Source organism: Streptomyces sp. G45, assembly GCF_049542095.1.
Taxonomy (GTDB): domain Bacteria; phylum Actinomycetota; class Actinomycetes; order Streptomycetales; family Streptomycetaceae; genus Streptomyces.
The window spans coordinates 5,941,999-5,961,998 of record NZ_JBMUZU010000001.1; the positions used below are offsets into that span (position 1 = coordinate 5,941,999).

Consider the following 20,000-nt stretch of genomic DNA (forward strand, 5'->3'; position numbering starts at 1 on the left):
CCGTGACCGTACGCCGGAAGACGAGGAGGCCCGCATGACGTACGTACCCAAGGGCAGCGCGGCCGAGGGCCCCTACGCCCTCGCCGTCGACCCGGAGCGCGCCGCCTGGACCCACTCCAGCCTGCGCGTGCTCGAACTGCCGCCCGGCGGCATGCACTCCTTCGACACTGGGGAGAGTGAATGGATCGTGCTCCCGCTGACCGGCGGCTGTACGGTGCACACGGAGGGCGAGATCATCGAACTCCTGGGCCGGAAGAGCGTGTTCAGCGGACCGAGTGACTTCGCTTACGTTCCCCGCGGTTCCCACCTCCAGATCGCCTCCGGTGCGGGAGGCCGCTTCGCTTTGGCAGGAGCGAAGTGCGAGCGCCGACTCCCCGCCCGCTACGGCCCCGCGCCGGAGGTCCCCGTCGAGCAGCGCGGCAGCGGCACCTGCGCCCGCCAGGTCCGCAACTTCGCGGCGGCCGACGTCTTCGACTGCGACCGCCTGATCGCCGTGGAGGTGATCACGCCCGGCGGCCACTGGTCCTCGTACCCGCCGCACAAGCACGACGAGCACCGCCCGGGCGTGGAGTCCGAGCTGGAGGAGATCTACTACTTCGAGATCGAGGGCGACGCGGGCTTCGGCTACCAGCGGGTCTTCCCCTCGCGGGCGGGCGGCACCGACGTGCTCGCCGAGGTGCGCTCCGGAGACGCGGTGCTCGTGCCCGACGGCTGGCACGGGCCGTCCATCGCCCAGCCGGGACACACCATGTACTACCTGAATGTGATGGCGGGTCCGGGGGACGAGCGGGAGTGGAAGATCTGTTTCCACCCTGACCACACGGAGGGATACCGATGACCGGCACGGTCCGCCTCACCACGGCGCAGGCCCTGGTGCGTTTCCTGGCCCGGCAGTTCACCGAGCGCGACGGCGAGCGGCGGCGCCTGATCGGCGCGACCTGGGGGATCTTCGGGCACGGCAACGTGGCCGGGATCGGGCAGGCGCTCGTCGAGTACGGGGACGACATGCCCTTCCACCAGGGGCGCAACGAGCAGGCCACGGTGCACGCGGCCGTCGGCTACGCCCGGCAGTCGGGGCGGATGTCGACGCACGCCGTGACGACCTCCATCGGGCCGGGCGCCACCAACCTCGTCACCGGGGCCGCGCTCGCCACCGTCAACCACCTGCCGGTGCTGCTGCTGCCCGGCGACGTCTTCGCGACCCGGCCCGCCGACCCGGTGCTCCAGCAGCTCGAAGTGCCGTACGCGGGCGATGTGTCCGTCAACGACTGCCTCAGGCCCGTGTCGCGGTACTTCGACCGCGTGACCCGGCCGGAGGCGTTGATTCCGGCCGCGCTCCAGGCGATGCGGGTGCTCACCGACCCCGCCGCGACCGGGGCGGTGACCCTCGCCCTGCCGCAGGACGTGCAGGCGGAGGCGTACGACTGGCCGGAGGAGTTCTTCGCCGAGCGGGTGTGGGCCGTGCGCCGCCAGGCCCCCGACCCGGCCGAACTCGCCGCCGCCGCGGCCGCCGTGCGAGCCAGCTCCCGGCCGCTGGTCGTCGCGGGCGGCGGCGTCCACCACAGCGCCGCCGAGGACGCCCTGAGGGACTTCGCGGACGCCACCGGCATCCCCGTGGCGTCCACCCAGGCGGGCAAGGGCTCCCTGCGCCACGACCACCCCGCGGACGTCGGCGGCATCGGCCACACCGGCACCGCCACCGCCGACGAACTCGCCCGCACCGCCGACCTGGTGATCGGCGTCGGCACCCGCTACAGCGACTTCACCACCGCGTCCGGCACCCTCTTCGCGGCCGACGGGGTGCGCTTCGTGAACCTCAACGTGGCACCGTTCGACGCCCACAAGATGGCGGGCGCCACGGTCGTCGCGGACGCCCGCGCGGGGCTCGAAGCGCTGCGCCGCGCCCTGGACGGCTTCCGCGTCCCGGACGCGTACGTCAGCGAGTACACCGACGACAAGGCCCGCTGGGAGCACCGCGTCGACGCCGCCTACGAGGCGCACGAGCCCGACGCCCGGCCCACCCAGGCCCAGGTGCTCGGCCTGCTCGACGCGTTGGTCACCGACGAGGACGTGCTGGTCAACGCGGCGGGCTCGCTCCCCGGCGACCTGCACAAGCTGTGGCGGGCGCGCTCGCCGCGCCAGTACCACGTGGAGTACGGCTACTCCTGCATGGGGTACGAGATCCCGGCCGCGATCGGCGTGTCGCTGGCCGCGCCCGGGCGGCCCGTGTGGGCGCTGGTCGGCGACGGCACGTATCTGATGATGCCCACCGAGATCGTCACGGCCGTGCAGGAGAACGTCCCCATCAAGGTGGTGATCCTGCAGAACCACGGGTACGCGTCCATCGGCGGCCTCTCGGAGGCCGTCGGCGGCGAGCGCTTCGGCACCGCCTACCGCTACCGGGTGGCGGACGGGACTTACACGGGCGCCCCGCTGCCCGTGGACCTCGCCGCCAACGCCGCCTCGCTCGGCCTGCCGGTGCGGCGCGCGAGGACCGTCGACGAGCTGCGCGCGGCGCTGCGCGAAGCACGCGAAGCGGACGGCCCCACATGTGTCTATGTGGAGACGGAAACGGCAGACACAGTGTCGGGCCCGCCCCCGCACAGGCGTGGTGGGATGTGCCCGTGGCCGAGATCGCGACCCGTCCGTCGGCGGTCAAGGCCCGCGAGGAGTACGACCGGCACCTGTCCACCCGGCGCCGCCAGCTGTGAAGGGATACCTGGCATGACCAGCATGACGAAGACCGTCGACCACTGGATCGGTGGCAAGGCCGTCGAGGGGACGTCCGGTACGTACGGCCCGGTCACCGATCCGGCGACCGGCGCCGTCACCACGAAGGTGGCCTTCGCGAGCGTGGCGGAGGTGGACGCGGCGGTCGCCGCCGCGAAGGAGGCGTACGCGACCTGGGGCCAGTCCTCGCTGGCGCAGCGCACGTCGATCCTCTTCAAGTTCCGGGCGCTGCTCGACGCGCACCGCGACGAGATCGCCGAGCTGATCACCGCCGAGCACGGCAAGGTGCACTCCGACGCGCTCGGCGAGGTCGCCCGCGGCCTGGAGATCGTCGACCTGGCGTGCGGCATCAACGTGCAGCTCAAGGGCGAGCTGTCCACGCAGGTCGCGAGCCGTGTGGACGTGGCGTCGATCCGGCAGCCGCTGGGCGTCGTCGCGGGCATCACGCCGTTCAACTTCCCGGCGATGGTGCCGATGTGGATGTTCCCCCTCGCCATCGCGTGCGGCAACACCTTCGTCCTGAAGCCCAGCGAGAAGGACCCCTCGGCGTCGATGCGGGTCGCCGAACTCCTCGCGGAGGCCGGTCTGCCGGACGGCGTCTTCAACGTCGTGCACGGCGACAAGACGGCTGTGGACCGCCTCCTGGAGCACCCGGACGTGGCGGCCGTGTCCTTCGTCGGCTCGACCCCGATCGCGAAGTACATCCACACCACCGCCTCCGCCCACGGCAAGCGCGTGCAGGCCCTCGGCGGCGCCAAGAACCACATGCTGGTCCTGCCGGACGCCGACCTGGACGCGGCCGCCGACGCCGCCGTCTCGGCCGCGTACGGCTCGGCGGGCGAGCGCTGCATGGCCATCTCGGCCGTCGTCGCCGTCGGCTCGGTCGGCGACGAACTGGTCGCCAAGATCAAGGAGCGCGCCGAGAAGATCAAGATCGGCCCCGGCAACGACCCGGCGTCCGAGATGGGCCCGCTCATCACGGCCGCGCACCGCGACAAGGTCGCCTCGTACGTCACCGGGGCGGCGGCCCAGGGCTGCGAGGTCGTCCTGGACGGCACGGGCTTCACCGTGGAGGGCCACGAGGACGGCCACTGGATCGGCCTGTCCCTGCTCGACCGGGTGCCGGTCACGGCGGACGCGTACAAGGACGAGATCTTCGGCCCCGTCCTGTGCGTGCTGCGCGTCGACACCTACGAGGAGGGCCTGGCGCTCATCAACGCCTCGCCGTTCGGCAACGGCACCGCCATCTTCACCCGCGACGGCGGCGCCGCGCGCCGCTTCCAGCTGGAGGTCGAGGCGGGCATGGTCGGCGTGAACGTGCCGATCCCGGTGCCGGTGGGCTACCACTCCTTCGGCGGCTGGAAGGACTCCCTCTTCGGCGACCACCACATCTACGGCAACGACGGCACGCACTTCTACACCCGCGGCAAGGTCGTCACCACCCGCTGGCCGGACCCGGCGGACGCCCCGGCGGGAGTGGACCTGGGGTTCCCGCGCAACCACTGACCGTGAGCGAGCAGTGAGGGAAGCCGTCCGCGACGCGGACGGCTTCCTTTCTTTTTCCGGTCTCTTTGCGGGGACCGGCTGCGGTTCCCGTACGGAGCGTGCGAAACGGACGACCAAGGTGTCTATTCGATTTGACCTTGCTATCGAAGGCTGCTTGGTGGCTGGTCTATGTAGTCATCACCCGTAGAGGTCAACGGCTGGGAATCGACGGTGAGTTAGCGGGCCGCGGGGTTGCGGATTCCGTAGGTAATCGGCCATTGACGTTCCCCTTACGCCGGGGTTTCCATGACGCCGCACCCTTCGCACGAGCCGATCGGAATCCCCGTATGACCGAAACGCTTCACACGCCGCCGCCCGATGCGACCGCCCTGGGCGCGCCCCTCGCGCCGACGCGCGAGCCGGATCAACAGCCGCGGAAGCTGAAGCGTTCGATCGGCGTCGTCGGCGGCACCCTGCTCACGCTGTCCTGCGTCACCCCCGCCTCCACGCTCTTCGTCGTCGTCCCCGACCTGTTCTCCTCGCTCGGCACCGCCACCGCCCTCACCATCGCCATCGGCTCCCTGCTGTGCGTGGGCGTCGCCTTCTGCTACGCCGAGCTGGGCACCCTCATCCCGAGCGCGGGCGGCGAGTACGCGATGGTGTCGACGATGGCCGGGCGGCTCGCGGGCTGGCTGGTGTTCGTCCTGTCCCTGCTCGTCGTGATGATCGTGCCGCCGGTGATCGCCATGGGCACGGCCGACTACCTGGCGCCGCTCGTGCACATCGACGCGCGGTACGCGGGCGCGGGCGTGATGCTCCTCGCCACCCTCGCGGGCCTGCTCGACCTGCGGGCCAACGCCTGGATCACCGGGATCTTCCTGGTCCTCGAAGTCGTCGCCGCGGCCGTCGTCGCCGTCCTCGGCTTCGCGCACGCCGAGCGCGGCGCGGACAGCCTCGTCAGCCTGGAGGTGGCGGGCGCGGGCGGCGGCCCCGACGCGGTCACCGCCATGCTGATCGTCTCCGGGCTCGCCATCGCCCTCTTCGTCACCCAGGGCTTCTCCACGGCGGTGTACCTCTCCGAGGAGATGGAGAACCCGCGCCGCAACGTCGCCCGCACGGTGCTGCTCACGCTCGGCATCTCGGCCGTGGTCCTGCTGGTACCGGTCGCCGCGATCACCATGGGCGCGCAGGACCTCGCGACCCTCACCGGCGGCGACATCAGCGGCATGGTCGCCGCCTGGTCGTCCTCCGCCGTCGGCACCTTCATCAGCCTGTGCGTGGCCCTCGCCATCGTCAACGCGGGCATCGTCATGGTCATCCAGAACTCGCGCGTGCTGTTCGCGTCCGCGCGGGACAAGGCGTGGCCCGCGCCGGTGAACGCGGTGCTCTCGCGGCTCGGCGGGCGCTTCGGCTCCCCGTGGGTCGCCACGCTCCTCGTCGGCGTGCCCGGCGCCGCGCTGTGCTTCGTCAACCTCGACACCCTCTACGGAGTGACCGGCGTGTCGGTGACGGGGATGTACCTGCTGGTGGCCGTCGCCGCGCTGCTCGCGCGGCGCGGGTCGCACGGGAGCGCCGCCGCTTGGCGGATGCCGCTGTGGCCCGGGGTGCCGGTGGTGCTCATCGCCGTGCTTGCGTATGTGCTCAGCCAGCAGGACGCCGCGTACCTGGTGTGGACCGGGGGGATCGTGGCGGTGGCCACCGTGTACTGGGCGGTGTATCTGCGGCCGCGGCGGGATACGCGGTGGTTGGTGAGCGTCCCTACGGAGTAGCCCTCGCGGGGGGCGCCCCGCCGTGTCCATGAGCGCGCTCCGCGCGCGGGCGCCCCTTCCCCGAAACCATGGGGCTGCCGCTCCCTGGCACCCCCGGTTATTGCCGCTTCGCGGCTCGTCCTCAAACGCCGGACGGGCTTTACCCCGCCGCGACGCTCAGGATGCGTCTCTCCAGGGATGGCCAGTCCTCCGGGTCCACCTCCGGTGACGGCGGGGCCGTGAGCAGGCCCTGGTCCTTGAAGCCGCTGGACGTGGAGACGCACACCACCGGCCCCTCCTGCGGCCCGAGCTGCCGGTACCCGGCGAGGCCCGCCGCCGCGGACAGCTCGCCCCACAGCCCGGCGCGGGCCAGCTCCCGGCGCGCGGCCTCCATCTCCGCGTCGGTGACGAGCAGCGCGTCCCCGCCGCTGCCCCGCACGGCGGCCACCCCGCGGTGGCTGCCCACGGGGCAGGCGATGGCGTACGCGGCCGTCGGCCCCACGGGCACGTGCGCGGCGGGCACCCCGGCGCGCACGGCGGCGGCCAGCGGCCCCCCTGCCGCGGGCTCACAGGCGTACACCCGCGGCACCCGGTCCGCGTACCCGAGCCGCGCCAGCTCCGCGAAGCCCTTCCAGACGCCGAACAGCATCTCTCCGTAGCCGGTGGGCACGAACACCGCGCTCGGGACGGCACCGAGGTCGGCGAAGACCTCGTACGCGAGGGTCTTGTAGCCCTCGGGGCCGAAGCCGTGCCCGGTGTGCGCGGCGGGCGTCTGGTTGCTGACCGGGTGGTAGCCGAACCGCTCCACGATCCTCCGGAGCAGCGGCCACCGGGCCTCGGCGGGCACGCGCAGCACCGTCGCTCCGTAGGCACGCAGGAACGCGTCGACCGCGGGCGGCACCTCCGCCGCCGTCAGGACCACGCAGCGCAGCCCCGCCCGCGCGGCGTACGCCGCCGCAGACGCCCCGTGGTTGCCGGAGGAGGCCACGACGACGCCCTCCGCGCCGACGCCGACCGCCGCGCTCACCGTGATCCGGTTCAGCCGGTCCTTGTGGCTCCACGTCGGGTTGCGGGACTCGTCCTTGACCCACACGCCGTCCTCCAGGGGCACCAGCGGCGTGCCGCCCTCGGCGAGGCCCGGGGCGTGCAGCGGCGGCAGCAGCGCGGCCCAGCGCTCGTGGCCGCGCGGCCGGTCCGCCGCCGTCGCCACGTAGTCGGCGGGGACCTCGTCGTAGGCGTAGTCGACCTCTACGGGGTGCGCGACGGAGTCCGTGCTCGTGACCGGGCAGCCCTCGGTGAGCGGCGGCCACAGCGGGAAGCGCACGGACGGGTCGCCCAGGGAGCGCTGGCCGACGGCCAGGGAGCCCAGCGGGCCGGGGGTCACCTCAGGAGCCGGATGCGGGGATGTCATGGGTCAACAGCCTATGCGCCCCTGACATTTGGCGCTCGGGCGCCGGGCGGCTACCCCTGCCGCTGTACGCGGGCGGCCCGCCGTACTCCCCGGGGAGGCGGCCCGGTTCCGCCCACCGGCTGCCGCCGCTGTCGGTGGTCGCCCGTACCGTTGACGCATGGATCTCCGACTGCCCCGGGCCGGTGCCTGGAAGGCCGTGCCGCGCACGCCGCGGCGGCTGCTGGCCGCCGTGGCGGCCGTCGTGCTGCTCGTGGCCGCGGGCGCCTGGCGGGTGCTCGCGGCGGACGGCGGCCCGGCCGTGCACCGCTCGGACCGCACGCTCGTCACGGGCGGCGCGGCCCCCGGCGGAAGCCAGGTGCGCCTCGACACGTCGTACTTCACCGCGGGCGACGCCTCGGTGAAGCGGCCCGCGGTCCTCCTGGGGCACGGCTTCGGCGGCAGCAAGGACGACGTGCGCGAGCAGGCCGAGGGCCTCGCCCGCGACGGCTTCGCGGTCCTCACGTGGTCCGCGCGCGGCTTCGGCAGATCCACCGGCCACATCGGGCTCAACGACCCCAAGGGCGAGGTCGCCGACGTCTCCCGGCTCATCGACTGGCTGGCGAAGCGCCCCGAGGTCCGCCTCGACAAGGCGGGCGACCCGCGCGTGGGCGTCACGGGCGCCTCGTACGGCGGCGCGGTCGCCCTCCTCGCCGCCGGGCACGACCGCCGCGTCGACGCCATCGCCCCGCAGATCACGTACTGGAACCTGGCGGACGCCCTGTTCCCCCAGGGCGTGTTCAAGAAGCAGTGGGCGGGGATCTTCATGAACTCGGGCGGCGGCTGCGACCGGTTCGAGCCCCGCCTGTGCGCGATGTACGAGCGCGTGGCGGTGTCCGGGAAGCCCGACGCGAAGGCCCGCGCCCTGCTCGCCGAGCGCAGCCCGTCCGCCGTCGCCGACCGCATCCAGGTGCCCACGCTGATCGTGCAGGGCCAGCAGGACTCCCTGTTCCCGCTCGGCCACGCCGACGCCATGGCCCGGGCCGTCCGCGCCCACCACGCGCCCGTGGCCGTCGACTGGATCGCGGGCGGCCACGACGGCGGCGACCTGGAGACCGACCGCGTCCGCGACCGCGTCAGCACCTGGTTCGACCGCTACCTGAAGGACGACAAGGGCGCCGACACCGGCCCCGCCTTCCGCGTCACCCGCACCGGAGGCATCGACTCCACGGATGGCGCGGCGACCCTGCGCGGCGCGAGCGCCGACCGGTATCCGGGGCTCGCCGACGGCGTCCGGACGATCCCCCTCGCCGGGCGCCCCCAGACGTTCGACAACCCGCCGGGCGCCGCCCCGCCCGCCGTCTCCGGACTGCCGGGGCTCGGCGCCGCGGGCCGCGGCAGCGGCGGCCTCGGCCAGCTCTCCTCGCTCGGCATCGGCGTCTCCCTCGACTTCCCCGGCCAGTACGCCGCGTTCGAGTCGAGGCCCCTCTCCGAAGACCTGCGGATCACCGGCGCGCCGACCGTGCGCGCCCACGTGAAGTCCGACAGCGAGGACACGGTCCTGTTCGGGAAGGTGTACGACGTCTCGCCCGACGGCGAGCAGCGGGTGCTGCCCGCCCAACTCGTCGCCCCGGTGCGGGTGGACGGCGCCGTCGACGGCAAGGACGTCGAGCTGACCCTGCCCGCCGTCGACCACGAAGTGAAGAAGGGCCACCGGCTGCGCCTCGTCGTCGCCTCCACGGACCTCGGCTACGCCTCTCCGGCCGCCCCGGCGGCGTACACGGTCTCCCTGAAGGGCCCGTTGAGCGTGCCGACGGCCCCCGGGGTGACGACCGCCGCGGCGCCGCTGCCCGCGTGGGTGTGGTGGCTGCCGCTCACGGGCGTGGCCGTCGCCGCCGCCCTGCTCGCCCTCGGGCGCCGCCGCACCACCGCGCCCGCCCCGGACCCCGCCCTCGCCGACGTCCCGCTCCAGATCACCGGCCTGTCCAAGCGGTACGCGAAGTCCACCGACCGGTACGCGGTCCGTGACCTGTCCTTCCGTGTCGAGAAGGGCCAGGTCCTCGGCCTCCTCGGCCCCAACGGCGCGGGCAAGACGACCACCCTGCGCATGCTCATGGGCCTCATCCGCCCCGACGCGGGCGAGATCCGCGTCTTCGGACAGGCGATCCGGCCGGGCGCGCCGGTCCTGTCCCGCGTCGGCGCGTTCGTCGAGGGCGCCGGGTTCCTGCCGCACCTGTCGGGCCGGGAGAACCTGGAGCTGTACTGGCGGGCCACGGGCCGCCCCGCCGAGGACGCCCACCTGGACGAGGCCCTGGAGATCGCGGGCCTCGGCGACGCCCTGGCCCGCGCCGTGCGGACGTACTCCCAGGGCATGCGCCAGCGCCTCGCCATCGCCCAGGCCATGCTCGGCCTGCCCGACCTGCTGATCCTCGACGAGCCGACCAACGGCCTCGACCCGCCCCAGATCCGCGAGATGCGGGAGGTGATGATCCGGTACGCGGCGGGCGGCCGCACGGTCATCGTCTCCAGCCATCTGCTCGCCGAGGTCGAGCAGTCCTGTACGCACCTGGTGGTCATGGACCGCGGGCGGCTCGTGCAGGCGGGCCCGGTCGCCGAGATCGTCGGCTCCGGAGACACCCTCCTCGTCACGCTGTCCTCCGACGTCTCCGACCCGCTCCTGGAGAAGATCGCCTCCCTGCCGACGGTGGCGACGGCGACCCGCGCGGAAGGCGGCCTCCTCATCGGCCTGGCCCCCGCGTCGACGTCGACGGCCCTCCTGCCCGAGCTGGTCCGCCTGGAGGTCCCGGTCGCGGCGGTGGGGCCGCACCGGCGCCTGGAGGACGCGTTCCTGAACCTGATCGGGGGTGGCGGGGCGTGACGTCGTGGACGGGCCGGGCGGGCCGGACGGGTCCGGGTGAGGGCCGTGCGGAGGGATCGACGGAGGGATCGACGGAGGCGGAGGGAGCAGGGATGCCGGAAGGCGGTGCGGAGATGCCGGGGGACTCGGGGGTGCCGGGGGGCTCGGGGGTGCCGGGGGGCGGCTCGACTGGGGGCGTGTCGGGCGGCGCCGGGCCGTCCGGCGGTGTGGCGGTCGCCCCCGGCGTTGCGGTGGCCGACGGCCGCGCCGGGAGGCCGCCGCGCGGCACCGCCGCGGGGGACACCGCTCCCGGATACCGGCCCGGCCGCACCCTGCCCCTGCGGGTGGAGGCCATCCGCCAGCTCAAGCGGCGGCGCACGCTGGTGATGGGCGGGATCCTCGCCCTGCTGCCCTTCGTGCTCCTGATCGCCTTCGCGGTCGCCGGTTCGCCGGGCGGCCGCAACGACGAGGTGACCCTGATGGACACGGCGACGGCGTCGGGGGCGAACTACGCCGCGACCTGCCTGTTCGTGTCGGCGGGCTTCCTGCTGGTGATCCCGGTGGCGCTGTTCTGCGGGGACACGGTGGCGTCGGAGGCGGGCTGGTCGAGCCTGCGCTACCTGCTGGCGGCGCCCGTGCCGCGGACCCGGCTGCTGTGGTCCAAGCTCGTCGTCGCCCTGGGCCTGAGCGCCGCCGCGATCCTGCTGCTGCCGGTGGTCGCGCTGGCCGTGGGCGCGGCGGCGTACGGGTGGGGGCCGCTGGAGATCCCCACCGGAGGCACCCTCGACGCGGGCACGGCCACGCGGCGCCTCGCCGTCGTCGTCGCGTACGTCTTCGTGTCGCAACTCGTCACCGCGGGGCTCGCGTTCTGGCTCTCTACGAGGACGGACGCGCCGCTCGGGGCGGTCGGCGGGGCGGTGGGGCTCACGATCGCCGGGAACGTGCTCGACGCGGTGACGGCACTCGGCGACTGGCGGGACTTCCTGCCCGCGCACTGGCAGTTCGCCTGGGCCGACGTCTTCCAGCCCACGCCCGAGTGGTCCGGCATGCTCCAGGGAGCGGTGCTGTCGGCGACGTACGCGGTGGTGCTCGTGGCGCTGGCGTTCCGGGGCTTCGCCCACAAGGACGTGGTGTCCTGAAGGACAGCCCCACGGCCCCGATGCACCGCCGCGCCCTCAGCTGCCGCGTGCCTCCCGCCGGGTACCCGGGGAACGCCTGGCCCCACCTACCCGCCCATGTCAAGGCTGGGGGAGCCGGTGGGCTGGCGCGTCTTCGGGAGGGCTCGCTGTTCGGGGCGGACATGCCCACGGGGCGGGCCTGCCGCTGGATGTCCTGCTGGGCTGCCCTTCGCGCTCTGGCTTGCCGCCCTGGCCCTGGGCCAAGGCCAGGAAGGGACCCGCCTGGGAAACGAACCTCCACCCGAACCCGGACCCGCACCCGCCGACGGCGAAGCACCCCCACGAGGAGCCTCGACCTCTCACTGGGGAGTAACGGGCGGGCGGGTGGGAGAGAAAACCCACGCACGGACCGCCAGACGCCAACGGCGCTCAACCCCCGCGAGGGGCGCCCCCCTTCCAGGAGGGCGGTACGGGCGGGCGGGTGGGGGAAAGAAGCCGACCACGACGCGGCAGCCGCCAACGGCGCTCGGCCCCCACGAGGAGCGCCCACCCCCAAGAGGGCGGTAACGGGCGGGCGGGTGGGCGAGCCCCCGCCCCATCTCACCGGCAGAGAACCCCTTCCGCCCGCACAGGATCATTCGGGAACCGAAGCTGCGTGCGGCCCACCACCCCACCCACGTTCCGCCAGAACCGCCCCCACGTAAGCTCCCCCCGCGTAGCCTCCCGCAACTCCCGAAGCCCCCCGCACCCCAACGCCCGCCGAGCCGCGGCAACCCGCCCCGCGTCCATCCCCTTGGGCACCACCCCAGCGCGCGCCCCGCCTCCCGCGCCCCCGACCGCCCCCGAGCCCCCCGCAGTCCCTACGCCCCCCACAACCCCCCGATCAGCCACGATCCACTCATCCGGCAGCCGCTTGTCGTGCCCGACCCGCGCCCCCGCGATCCGCTCGGAGTGGGCGGCAAGGGGGTAGGCGAGCCCGATGGGATCGAGGGCGGCCCCGTCGAGGGGCACGACGGTGCCGTTGAGCCCGAGGGTGACGTACGCCCCGGTCACGGAAGGGGAACCGGACCGGACGGCGGTCCGGGCAAGGAACAGCGCGGGCTCCCCGCGCCGCACGGCATCCCGTACGTCACGGGCGTACCCGGCGTTGTACGGGTACCCGGCGAACGTATGCCGCAGCGGATGCGCGGCGGCGTTCTGCCGCACGTACACCCCGCGTTCATCGGCGATGCCCCCGGGCCCGATGCGCCCCTCGTACGGAACGCGGAGCACGGCCGCGCACACCAGCGCCCAGGCGCACACCCCGGTCGCGGCGAGCCCCCACGCGCGGGTGGCGGGCACGACGAAGACGGGCAGGAGCAGCAGGAGCAGCCCGGGCAGGAACATCCGCCCGTGCATGAAGTCCCCGCCGACCTTGATGACGTACCCCCAGCACAGCAGCCCGGCGACGACGGGCGCGCCCGCGGGGACGAGCGGCACACCGTACCCACCCCGCACACCCCGGCCGCCCCGTAGACCCCGCGCACCCCGCCCGGAGGGCACCACGGCGGCGACGATGAACAGCGCGGGCAGCCACAGCAGATAGGGCCCGGCGAAGTCGGCCAGGTAGCCGAGGCCGCGCCCCCAGAGGCTGTCGGAGGCCTCCTTGGTGACGGCGGGCAGTGGCACGAGGTGGCCGTAGTAGCCCATGCGGAAGACCTCGTACGCGACGGGCAGCGCCCCGGCCACCGCGGCGCCCCCGAGCGCGGCGCGCCGCGTGGGCCGCGCGATCAGCCACTGCGCGGCGAGGAACACGGCGGACACGAGCGCGAGATCGGGCCGTACGAGCGGCCCGAGCCCGCTGACGAAGGCCGTGACGAGGGCCCGCGGCCGGGTCACGAGCAGCAGCCAGGCGCCCGCGAGCCAGCAGGTGGCGAGCCCGGTTTCGAGCCCGGAGGTGGCGAAGTCCCAGACGGGCGGCAGGGCGAGCAGCACGAGGACACCGAGCGGCACGGGCACCCAGGCCCCACGCCCCCGCCCTCCTCCAACGCCGACCGCGCCCCCGAAGTTCCCCACGCCCACCATGCCCTCCGCGCCGACCACGCCCTCCGCACCCGCCACGCCCCCATCGCGCAACCGCACCGCCCCCCACGCCCCCAGCGCCACCCCGGCGGCGGTCAGCAGCAGCCCCCCGTACACCGCGGCGGACACGACGTCCGCGCCGAGCAGCCCGGCGAGGGCGAGAAGCCACTGCCACAGGGTGCCGGTGGAGGACTCGGCGCGCTCACCCGCGTTGAAGACGGGCCCGTTGCCCGCGAGGATCTGTCGGACGGTGCGTACGTAGATGTGGGCGTCGTCGGACATCCAGCGCCGCTGGAACCCGGCGACGGCGATCACCAGGGCGGGCAGCAGGCAGACCGCGATCCGCAGCGGGCGCTGCGCGGTGGCGCCGGACCCGCCCGCGCGGACGGCGGAGAGCCCGGCGAGGGCACGGGCGTCTCGGGCAGAGGTGTGGGTAGACGTCATGCACCCTTCATCGGCGCAGGTCAGCACGGGCTTGAACCCGTACGCCAGGAGCGTGAGGAGCGGTACGCGGGCGCCGGGCCTTCAGGGGCATCCGCTGCGCAGCCAACTTACTCCGGGGTAAGGTGCGCCTGGATCAAGGAGGTTGACCGGGTGGTGGCGGGCGGAGCGGGGAAGCGGGGGCGCCGTGGAGGGCGCGGTTCCGGAGGGCGGGGGAGACGCGGGGGCCGCGCCGGAGGGGGCGCGGAAGGGGCGTCCGAGGGAGCGCCTGAGGGGGCGCCCGGCGCGGCGGAGGGCCGCAGGCGCCGCATGCCGCGCAAGGAGCGCGAGCAGCAGATGATCGACGTCGCCGTCGGCGTCTTCGCCAAGCGGGGCTACCACGCCGCGTCCGTCGACGAGATCGCCGAACGCGCCGGGATATCCAAGCCGATGGTCTATCTCTACCTCGACTCCAAGGAGGGCCTGTTCCTCGCCTGTCTGCGCCGTGAGGCGGAGCGCCTGGGTGCGGCCTTCGAGGACGCCGCCCGGTCCGGTGGCCGGTCCGGCCGCCGGACCGGCGCACGCGAGGCCCCGGCGCCCGCTGCCGCTCTCGTTCCCGCCCCCGCTCCCGACGAGCGGCTGTACGCGGGCCTGCGTGCCTTCTTCACGTTCGTCGCCGAGCACCGCGACAGCTGGGTGGTGCTGCACCGCCAGGCCTCCGAGCTGAGCGAGCCCATCGCCGCCGCGGTGGCCGAGGCGCGGCGCGGGGTGATGGCGCAGGTGGCGGAGCTGGTCTGGGCGACCATCGAGGAGAGCGCCGGGAGAAACGTCACGGCGGCCCCAGGGGAGCCCGAAGCGGACGCCCCCGCCCCGCAACTCTCCGCCACCGACGCCGACTTCGTCGCCCACGCGCTCGTAGGCGCCGCCGACGCCCTCACCGACTGGATGGCCCGCCACCCGGACCAGGATCCGGAGAGGATCAGCCTGCGCCTGATGAACATGGTGTGGGTGGGCATGGGCCAGGTCCTGAAGGGCGAGTCCTGGACACCCCTCCCGCCTGGGCCTCCGGGGAAGCCCACATCCCCGTAGAGACGGACCGCCCCTCCGTGGAAACGGACCGCCCCTCCGTAGAGGCGGACCGCCCCTCCGTAGAGACGGGCCACCCCTCTATAGAGACGGAGCGCCCGCGTCCCGGACGCCCTCGGACTTCCCCCGCCCCATTGAATTTCCGCTACGCATCGGTAAGTTGACTGCAAAGTAAGTGCGCATCACGTCCGCACCGCACCGCAATGCGAAGCACCCGCACTGGGCCGCACCGCACTGCGCCGCACCGCACCGCACGCGTCAGGCCATCGGGAGCCGTCATGGGCGTACGCAAGGACATGAAGCAGGCCCGCCGCCGGAGCGACCTGCTGGAGCGCGTCAAGGTCGAGCTGGTGAGGGACGCGCGGGGTGCCGTGCGCGAGGCGCGGTGCGCGGCGCTGGTCCCGGCGGCGACGACGGGCAGCACGGCGGACATCCCGTTCACCAACGCCGCGGAGGCGCCCGACGCCGTCGTCCTGCGCCGCAAGGAGGCCGGGCAGTGGCGTCCGGTCACCGCCGCCGTCTTCGCCCGCGAGGTCACCGCCACGGCGAAGGGCCTGATCGCGGCGGGGCTCGAACCCGGCGACCGGGTCGCCCTGATGTCCCGTACCCGCTATGAGTGGGCGGTCCTGGACTTCGCGATCTGGGCGGCGGGCGGCCAGACCGTGCCGGTGTACGCGACGTCGTCGGCGGAGCAGGTCGAGTGGATCGCGCGGGACTCCGGAGCCGCGCTGCTGCTCGCCGAGACGCGCGAGAACGCGCGGACGGCGCGGGAGGCCGTCGCGGCCCTGGACGCGCCGCCGTCCGTGCGCGTCATCGACGACGGCGCCGTACGCGAACTCGCCCGGGAGGGGAGGGAGGTGAGCGACGAGGAGGTCACCAAGCGGCGCTCGGCGCTCACTCCGGAGACCGTCGCCACGATCTGCTACACCTCCGGCACCACGGGCCGCCCCAAGGGCTGCGTCCTCACCCACGGCAACCTGCGCGCCGAGGCGGCCAACACCGTCGCCCTGCTCCACCCGATCTTCAAGGAGGTGACCGGGCAGACCGCCTCCACGCTGCTGTTCCTGCCGCTCGCCCACATCCTGGGGCGCACCATCCAGATCGCCTGCCTGCTCGCCCGCATCGAGCTGGGGCACTGCCCGAGCATCAAGCCCGACGACCTGAGGCCGGAACTCCGCGCCTACCGGCCGACGTTCGTCGTCGGCGTCCCCTACCTCTTCGAGAAGATCCACGACACCGGGCGCGCGACCGCCGAGCGGATCGGCCGCGGCGCCTCCTTCGACCGCGCCGAGCGGATCGGCGTGCGCTTCGCGGAGGCGTACCTGAGCAGGTTCCTCGGCACCGGGCCCGGCCCGTCGCCGGGTCTGTACCTCGCCTGGGCGCTGTACGACGCGCTGGTCTACCGGCGCATCCGCAAGGAGGTCGGCGGCCGCCTGCGCTACGCGATCAGCGGCGGCTCGCCGCTCGACCGCCGCCTCAACCTGTTCTTCTTCGCCGCCGGGATCATCGTCTACGAAGGCTACGGCCTGACCGAGACCACCGCCGCCGCCACGATCATCCCGCCCCTGAAGCCGCGCCCCGGCACGGTGGGCCGCCCCGTCCCCGGCACCGCCGTGCGCATCGCCGACGACGGTGAGGTGCTCATCAAGGGCGGCATCGTGTTCACCGCGTACTGGAACAACCAGCGGGCCACCGACGAGGCGCTCACCGGGGGCTGGTTCGCCACCGGGGACCTCGGGTCCCTCGACGAGGACGGCTACCTCACCATCACCGGCCGCAAGAAGGACATCCTCATCACCTCCGGAGGCAAGAACGTCTCACCGTCCCTCCTGGAGGACCGGCTGCGCAGCCGCGCCCCCGTGGGCCAGTGCATCGTCGTCGGCGACAACCGCCCCTACGTAGCCGCGCTCATCACCCTGGACCCGGAGGCCGTCGCCCACTGGCTGTCCGTGCGCAAGCGCCCCAGGGACACGCCCGCGTCCACCCTGTGCCGCGACCCGCAGCTCCTGGCGGAGGTCCAGAAGGCCGTGGACCACGCCAACGCGGCGGTGTCGCGCGCCGAGTCCATCCGCCGGTTCACCGTGGTGGAGGGCGAGTTCAGCGAGGAGAACGGCCTGCTCACCCCGTCCATGAAGATCAAACGGCGCGCGGTGATGACGGCGTACGAGACGGAGATAGCGGCGCTCTACGAGGACTGAGCCGCTGACCGCGACGGAGACGCCGTACGGCGACGGGGCGCCCCCGTGTGCCACCGCTACCGGTACCGTGCCGCCGCCTCCGACTCCTGCGCGAGGCGCCGCAGCGCGAGCAGCGCGGGCTCCAGCAGGTAGGTGAGCTGGACGGCGCGCTCCGCCTTCTCCAGGGGGTCGGCGGGGCCCTCGATCTGGTCGAGGTCCAGCGCGGCGGTCTGCTCGGCGAGCCGGGCGTAGGGGATCAGGGTGCGCCAGTCGTAGTCGATGCCGAGGGCGCGCAGCGTACGCAGGCTCTGCGCGACGGTCCGTCGGGCGGGGCTGTGCGGGGTGACGTCCCACCCCAACTCGGCGATCAGGCTGTCCACTTCGGAACCGGAACCGGAACCGGAGCCGGAGCCGGAGTCGGTGCCGGAGCCGGGTCCAGGCCCCGTAGAGGCGCCCTCGCCGCCCTCTTCGCCGCCCCTCTCATCCTCGCCGCCCTCACCTTCACCCGCACCCTCATCGCCCCCCGCCCCGGGCCACACCCCGAAGACAAGCCCCAGCAACTCATAGGTGTCGCCCTCGACTTCGGAGAGGCTGCCCACGATCTCCTTGGCGGCGCTGACGCTCAGCCCCCGCGTGCTGATCAGCGCGCGTACGAGCCGCAGCCGCCGCAGGTGGGTCTCGTCGTACTCGGCCTGTGTGGCCGAGGTGGCACGGCCCGGCGGCAGCAGTCCTTCACGCAGATAGAACTTGATCGTCGCGTTGGGCACCCCGCTGCGGCGGCTCAACTCGGAGATGCGCACGTGCTCCCGCCCCCATCTCTGTAGCGCTCTTCATGATTTTTGACGCTGTTCCATGATCCCCCTGGCATTTAGAGAGTGCCGCTATCTAATATAGATAGTGCCACTCTCCAACTATGGATCGAGGAAGAGCATGCCGACCCTTCCCTGGATGAGCCCGAGCGAAGCCCCCTCATCCGCCACCGCGTTCGTCATGGCCTCCCGGCTGGAGGTGAGGTCCCTCAGGCATGTGCCGCGCTTCCTCTGGAAGTCGTACGCGGCGTGGCAGCAACTGCGCTCCGCGCCCGGTGCCTTCGGCGGCTCCCTGGAGGCCCAGCTCACCAAGGGCGTCTTCTACACCCTGTCGGCCTGGCAGGACCGCGACGCCCTGTACGCGTACGCCCGCGCGGAGCCCCACAAGAGCATCATGACGGGCCTGCGCCCCACGATGCGCGACTCCGTCTTCACGTACTGGGAAGTCCCGGCCCAGGAGCTGCCGATCTCCTGGACGGACGCCAAACAACGCCTCGAACAGCAAGCGTCAGCGGCACACTGAACGTCGGTGGTGTTCAGGAGCCGCGAGCCGCGAGGAGCACGAGGTGGACGAAGAGCGAGAGCCCGGGGCCCGGACCTCCGCGCCGAGACCCGACGGAACGCGGCCACCCCGCCCGGCCCCCGCGCCACCTGACCCCGCTCCCGCGCCACCCGACCCCGCTCCCGTGCCCCCTGCCCCGTCCGCGCCACCCGCGCCGCCCGTGTCCCCCGCGCCGCCGGTGCGGTCCCTCCTGGCCGCCCTCCCCGAGGGACGCGTCATCACCTCTCCGAAGTCCATGGCGACGTACCGCCATGACGAGGCCGAGTGGGCTCCGTACGGCACTCCGCTCGCGGTGGCGCGCCCCCGCTCCACGGAGGAGGTGCGGACGCTGGTGCGCTGGTGCGTCAGCCACCGGGTTCCGCTCGTGCCGCGCGGCGCCGGTACCGGCCTGTCGGGCGGCGCGAACGCCGTGGACGGCTGCCTCGTGGTCTCCTTCGAGGACCTGGCGGAGATCGTCGAGATCGACCCGGCCGAGCGGCTCGCGGTCGTGCGGCCGGGCGTCGTGAACGACGACCTGCGGGCCGCGTGCGCCGAGCGGGGCCTGTGGTACCCGCCGGACCCGGCCAGCTCCCCGTGGTCGACGATCGGCGGGAACGTCGCCACGAACGCGGGCGGCATGTGCTGTGTGAAGTACGGCGTCACACGGGACTACGTCCTCGGCCTTGAGGTCGTCACCGGCCGCGGCGAGATCGTCTCGCTCGGCCGCCGCACCGCCAAAGGGGTGGCGGGGTACGACCTGTGCGGCCTGATGGTGGGCTCCGAGGGCACGCTCGGCGTGATCACCGGCATCACGCTGCGGCTGCGCCCGGCCCGCCCTCCGGAGCGCACGGTCGCGGGCCACTTCGACTCGCTCGTCGCGGCGGGGGAGGCGGTCAGCGCGGTCGTCGCCTCCGGGGTGACGCCGTCCGCCCTGGAACTGGTCGACCGCCACTGCCTGGCCGCCGTGGACGCCTGGAAAAAGATGGGCCTGTCGACGCGGGCGGCGGTGGTGCTGCTCGCCCGCGTCGACACCGCGGGCGCCGAGGGCGACGCGGAGGCTGCACGCGTCCGCGACTGCTTCCGCGCGGCGGGCGCGACCTGGGCGGACCACTCCACGGACGCGTACGAGGCCGACGCCCTGTTCCAGGCCCGGCGCCTCGCCTACCCGGCGCTCGAACGCCTCGGCCCCGTCCTCACCGAGGACGTGTGCGTGCCGCGCGCCCTCGTCCCCGAGATGCTGTCCCGCGTCGAACGGGCCGCCGCCCGCCACGACGTCCGCATCGCCAACATCGCCCACGCCGGAGACGGCAACCTGCACCCCCTGATCCTCACGCCCCCCGGCGACGACGACCAGCGCACCCGCGCCCAGCGCGCCTTCGAGGACATCCTCGACGACGCCCTCGCCCTGGGCGGCACCGTCACCGGCGAACACGGCGTGGGCCTCCTCAAACGCCGCGGCGCCGCCACCGAACTGGGCCCGGAGGTCCTGGCCCTCCACCACGCGGTGAAACAGGCCCTGGACCCCCACGGAATCCTCAACCCGGGAAAGGTGCTCACCTCGCAGCGGACGTGACCCCACAC

12 protein-coding genes and 1 pseudogene are annotated in these 20,000 nt (G+C 73.7%); 10 read left to right on the plus strand and 3 right to left on the minus strand.

Annotation, left to right across the window (positions count from 1 at the left end; translation table 11 throughout):
- Positions 1 to 34 precede the first annotated feature (34 nt).
- The 4 genes and pseudogenes from iolB (at position 35) to ACOBQU_RS25075 (ending at position 5,984) form a co-directional block, all read left to right on the plus strand.
- Positions 35 to 838: a 5-deoxy-glucuronate isomerase gene (gene iolB / locus ACOBQU_RS25060; RefSeq protein ID WP_423629723.1), complete on the plus strand. Its 804-nt coding sequence runs from the start codon at positions 35 to 37 to the stop codon at positions 836 to 838.
- Positions 835 to 2,711, plus strand: a pseudogene (iolD, locus tag ACOBQU_RS25065) (3D-(3,5/4)-trihydroxycyclohexane-1,2-dione acylhydrolase (decyclizing)). Before iolB ends, iolD begins: the two are co-directional and overlap by 4 nt.
- A gap of 22 nt (positions 2,712 to 2,733) precedes the next feature.
- Positions 2,734 to 4,236, plus strand: coding sequence for a CoA-acylating methylmalonate-semialdehyde dehydrogenase (gene mmsA / locus ACOBQU_RS25070; RefSeq protein ID WP_423634708.1), 1,503 nt, complete (start codon positions 2,734 to 2,736; stop codon positions 4,234 to 4,236).
- A 326-nt stretch (positions 4,237 to 4,562) separates the two neighbouring features.
- The gene (locus tag ACOBQU_RS25075; RefSeq protein WP_423629725.1) at positions 4,563 to 5,984 is read left to right on the plus strand and encodes an APC family permease; all 1,422 of its coding nucleotides are present in this window, start codon (positions 4,563 to 4,565) and stop codon (positions 5,982 to 5,984) included.
- A gap of 139 nt (positions 5,985 to 6,123) precedes the next feature.
- Here ACOBQU_RS25075 and ACOBQU_RS25080 read toward each other — a convergent pair whose 3' ends face one another.
- The gene (locus ACOBQU_RS25080) at positions 6,124 to 7,374 is read right to left on the minus strand and encodes a threonine synthase (protein ID WP_423629727.1); all 1,251 of its coding nucleotides are present in this window, start codon (positions 7,372 to 7,374) and stop codon (positions 6,124 to 6,126) included.
- A gap of 157 nt (positions 7,375 to 7,531) precedes the next feature.
- On the opposite strand from ACOBQU_RS25080, the gene ACOBQU_RS25085 reads away from it, so the two are divergent.
- Entirely contained in the window at positions 7,532 to 10,228 is a 2,697-nt protein-coding gene (locus tag ACOBQU_RS25085) for an alpha/beta fold hydrolase (RefSeq protein ID WP_423629729.1), read from the plus strand.
- Between the two features lie 92 nt (positions 10,229 to 10,320).
- Entirely contained in the window at positions 10,321 to 11,346 is a 1,026-nt protein-coding gene (locus ACOBQU_RS25090) for an ABC transporter permease (protein WP_423629731.1), read from the plus strand.
- Positions 11,347 to 11,925: 579 nt separating this feature from the next.
- Here ACOBQU_RS25090 and ACOBQU_RS25095 read toward each other — a convergent pair.
- Positions 11,926 to 13,830: a hypothetical protein gene (locus ACOBQU_RS25095; RefSeq protein ID WP_423629733.1), complete on the minus strand. Its 1,905-nt coding sequence runs from the start codon at positions 13,828 to 13,830 to the stop codon at positions 11,926 to 11,928.
- Positions 13,831 to 14,136: 306 nt separating this feature from the next.
- Between ACOBQU_RS25095 and ACOBQU_RS25100 the strand changes: the two genes are divergently transcribed.
- Together ACOBQU_RS25100 and ACOBQU_RS25105 are read left to right on the plus strand one after the other, a co-directional pair.
- The gene (locus ACOBQU_RS25100) at positions 14,137 to 14,895 is read left to right on the plus strand and encodes a TetR/AcrR family transcriptional regulator (RefSeq protein WP_423629735.1); all 759 of its coding nucleotides are present in this window, start codon (positions 14,137 to 14,139) and stop codon (positions 14,893 to 14,895) included.
- A gap of 275 nt (positions 14,896 to 15,170) precedes the next feature.
- Positions 15,171 to 17,090, plus strand: coding sequence for an AMP-dependent synthetase/ligase (locus ACOBQU_RS25105; protein WP_423629737.1), 1,920 nt, complete (start codon positions 15,171 to 15,173; stop codon positions 17,088 to 17,090).
- 56 nt (positions 17,091 to 17,146) lie between these two features.
- Here ACOBQU_RS25105 and ACOBQU_RS25110 read toward each other — a convergent pair whose 3' ends face one another.
- Entirely contained in the window at positions 17,147 to 17,869 is a 723-nt protein-coding gene (locus tag ACOBQU_RS25110) for a MerR family transcriptional regulator (protein WP_423629739.1), read from the minus strand.
- A 130-nt stretch (positions 17,870 to 17,999) separates the two neighbouring features.
- Between ACOBQU_RS25110 and ACOBQU_RS25115 the strand changes: the two genes are divergently transcribed.
- Both ACOBQU_RS25115 and ACOBQU_RS25120 read left to right on the plus strand, forming a co-directional pair.
- Positions 18,000 to 18,401 carry a DUF3291 domain-containing protein gene (locus ACOBQU_RS25115; protein WP_423629741.1) on the plus strand — a complete coding sequence of 134 codons (402 nt, stop codon included), beginning with the start codon at positions 18,000 to 18,002 and terminating at the stop codon, positions 18,399 to 18,401.
- Between the two features lie 274 nt (positions 18,402 to 18,675).
- On the plus strand, positions 18,676 to 19,992 hold the full coding sequence (locus ACOBQU_RS25120) for an FAD-binding oxidoreductase (RefSeq protein ID WP_423634710.1): 1,317 nt from the start codon (positions 18,676 to 18,678) through the stop codon (positions 19,990 to 19,992).
- The last annotated feature ends 8 nt before the right edge of the window (positions 19,993 to 20,000 follow it).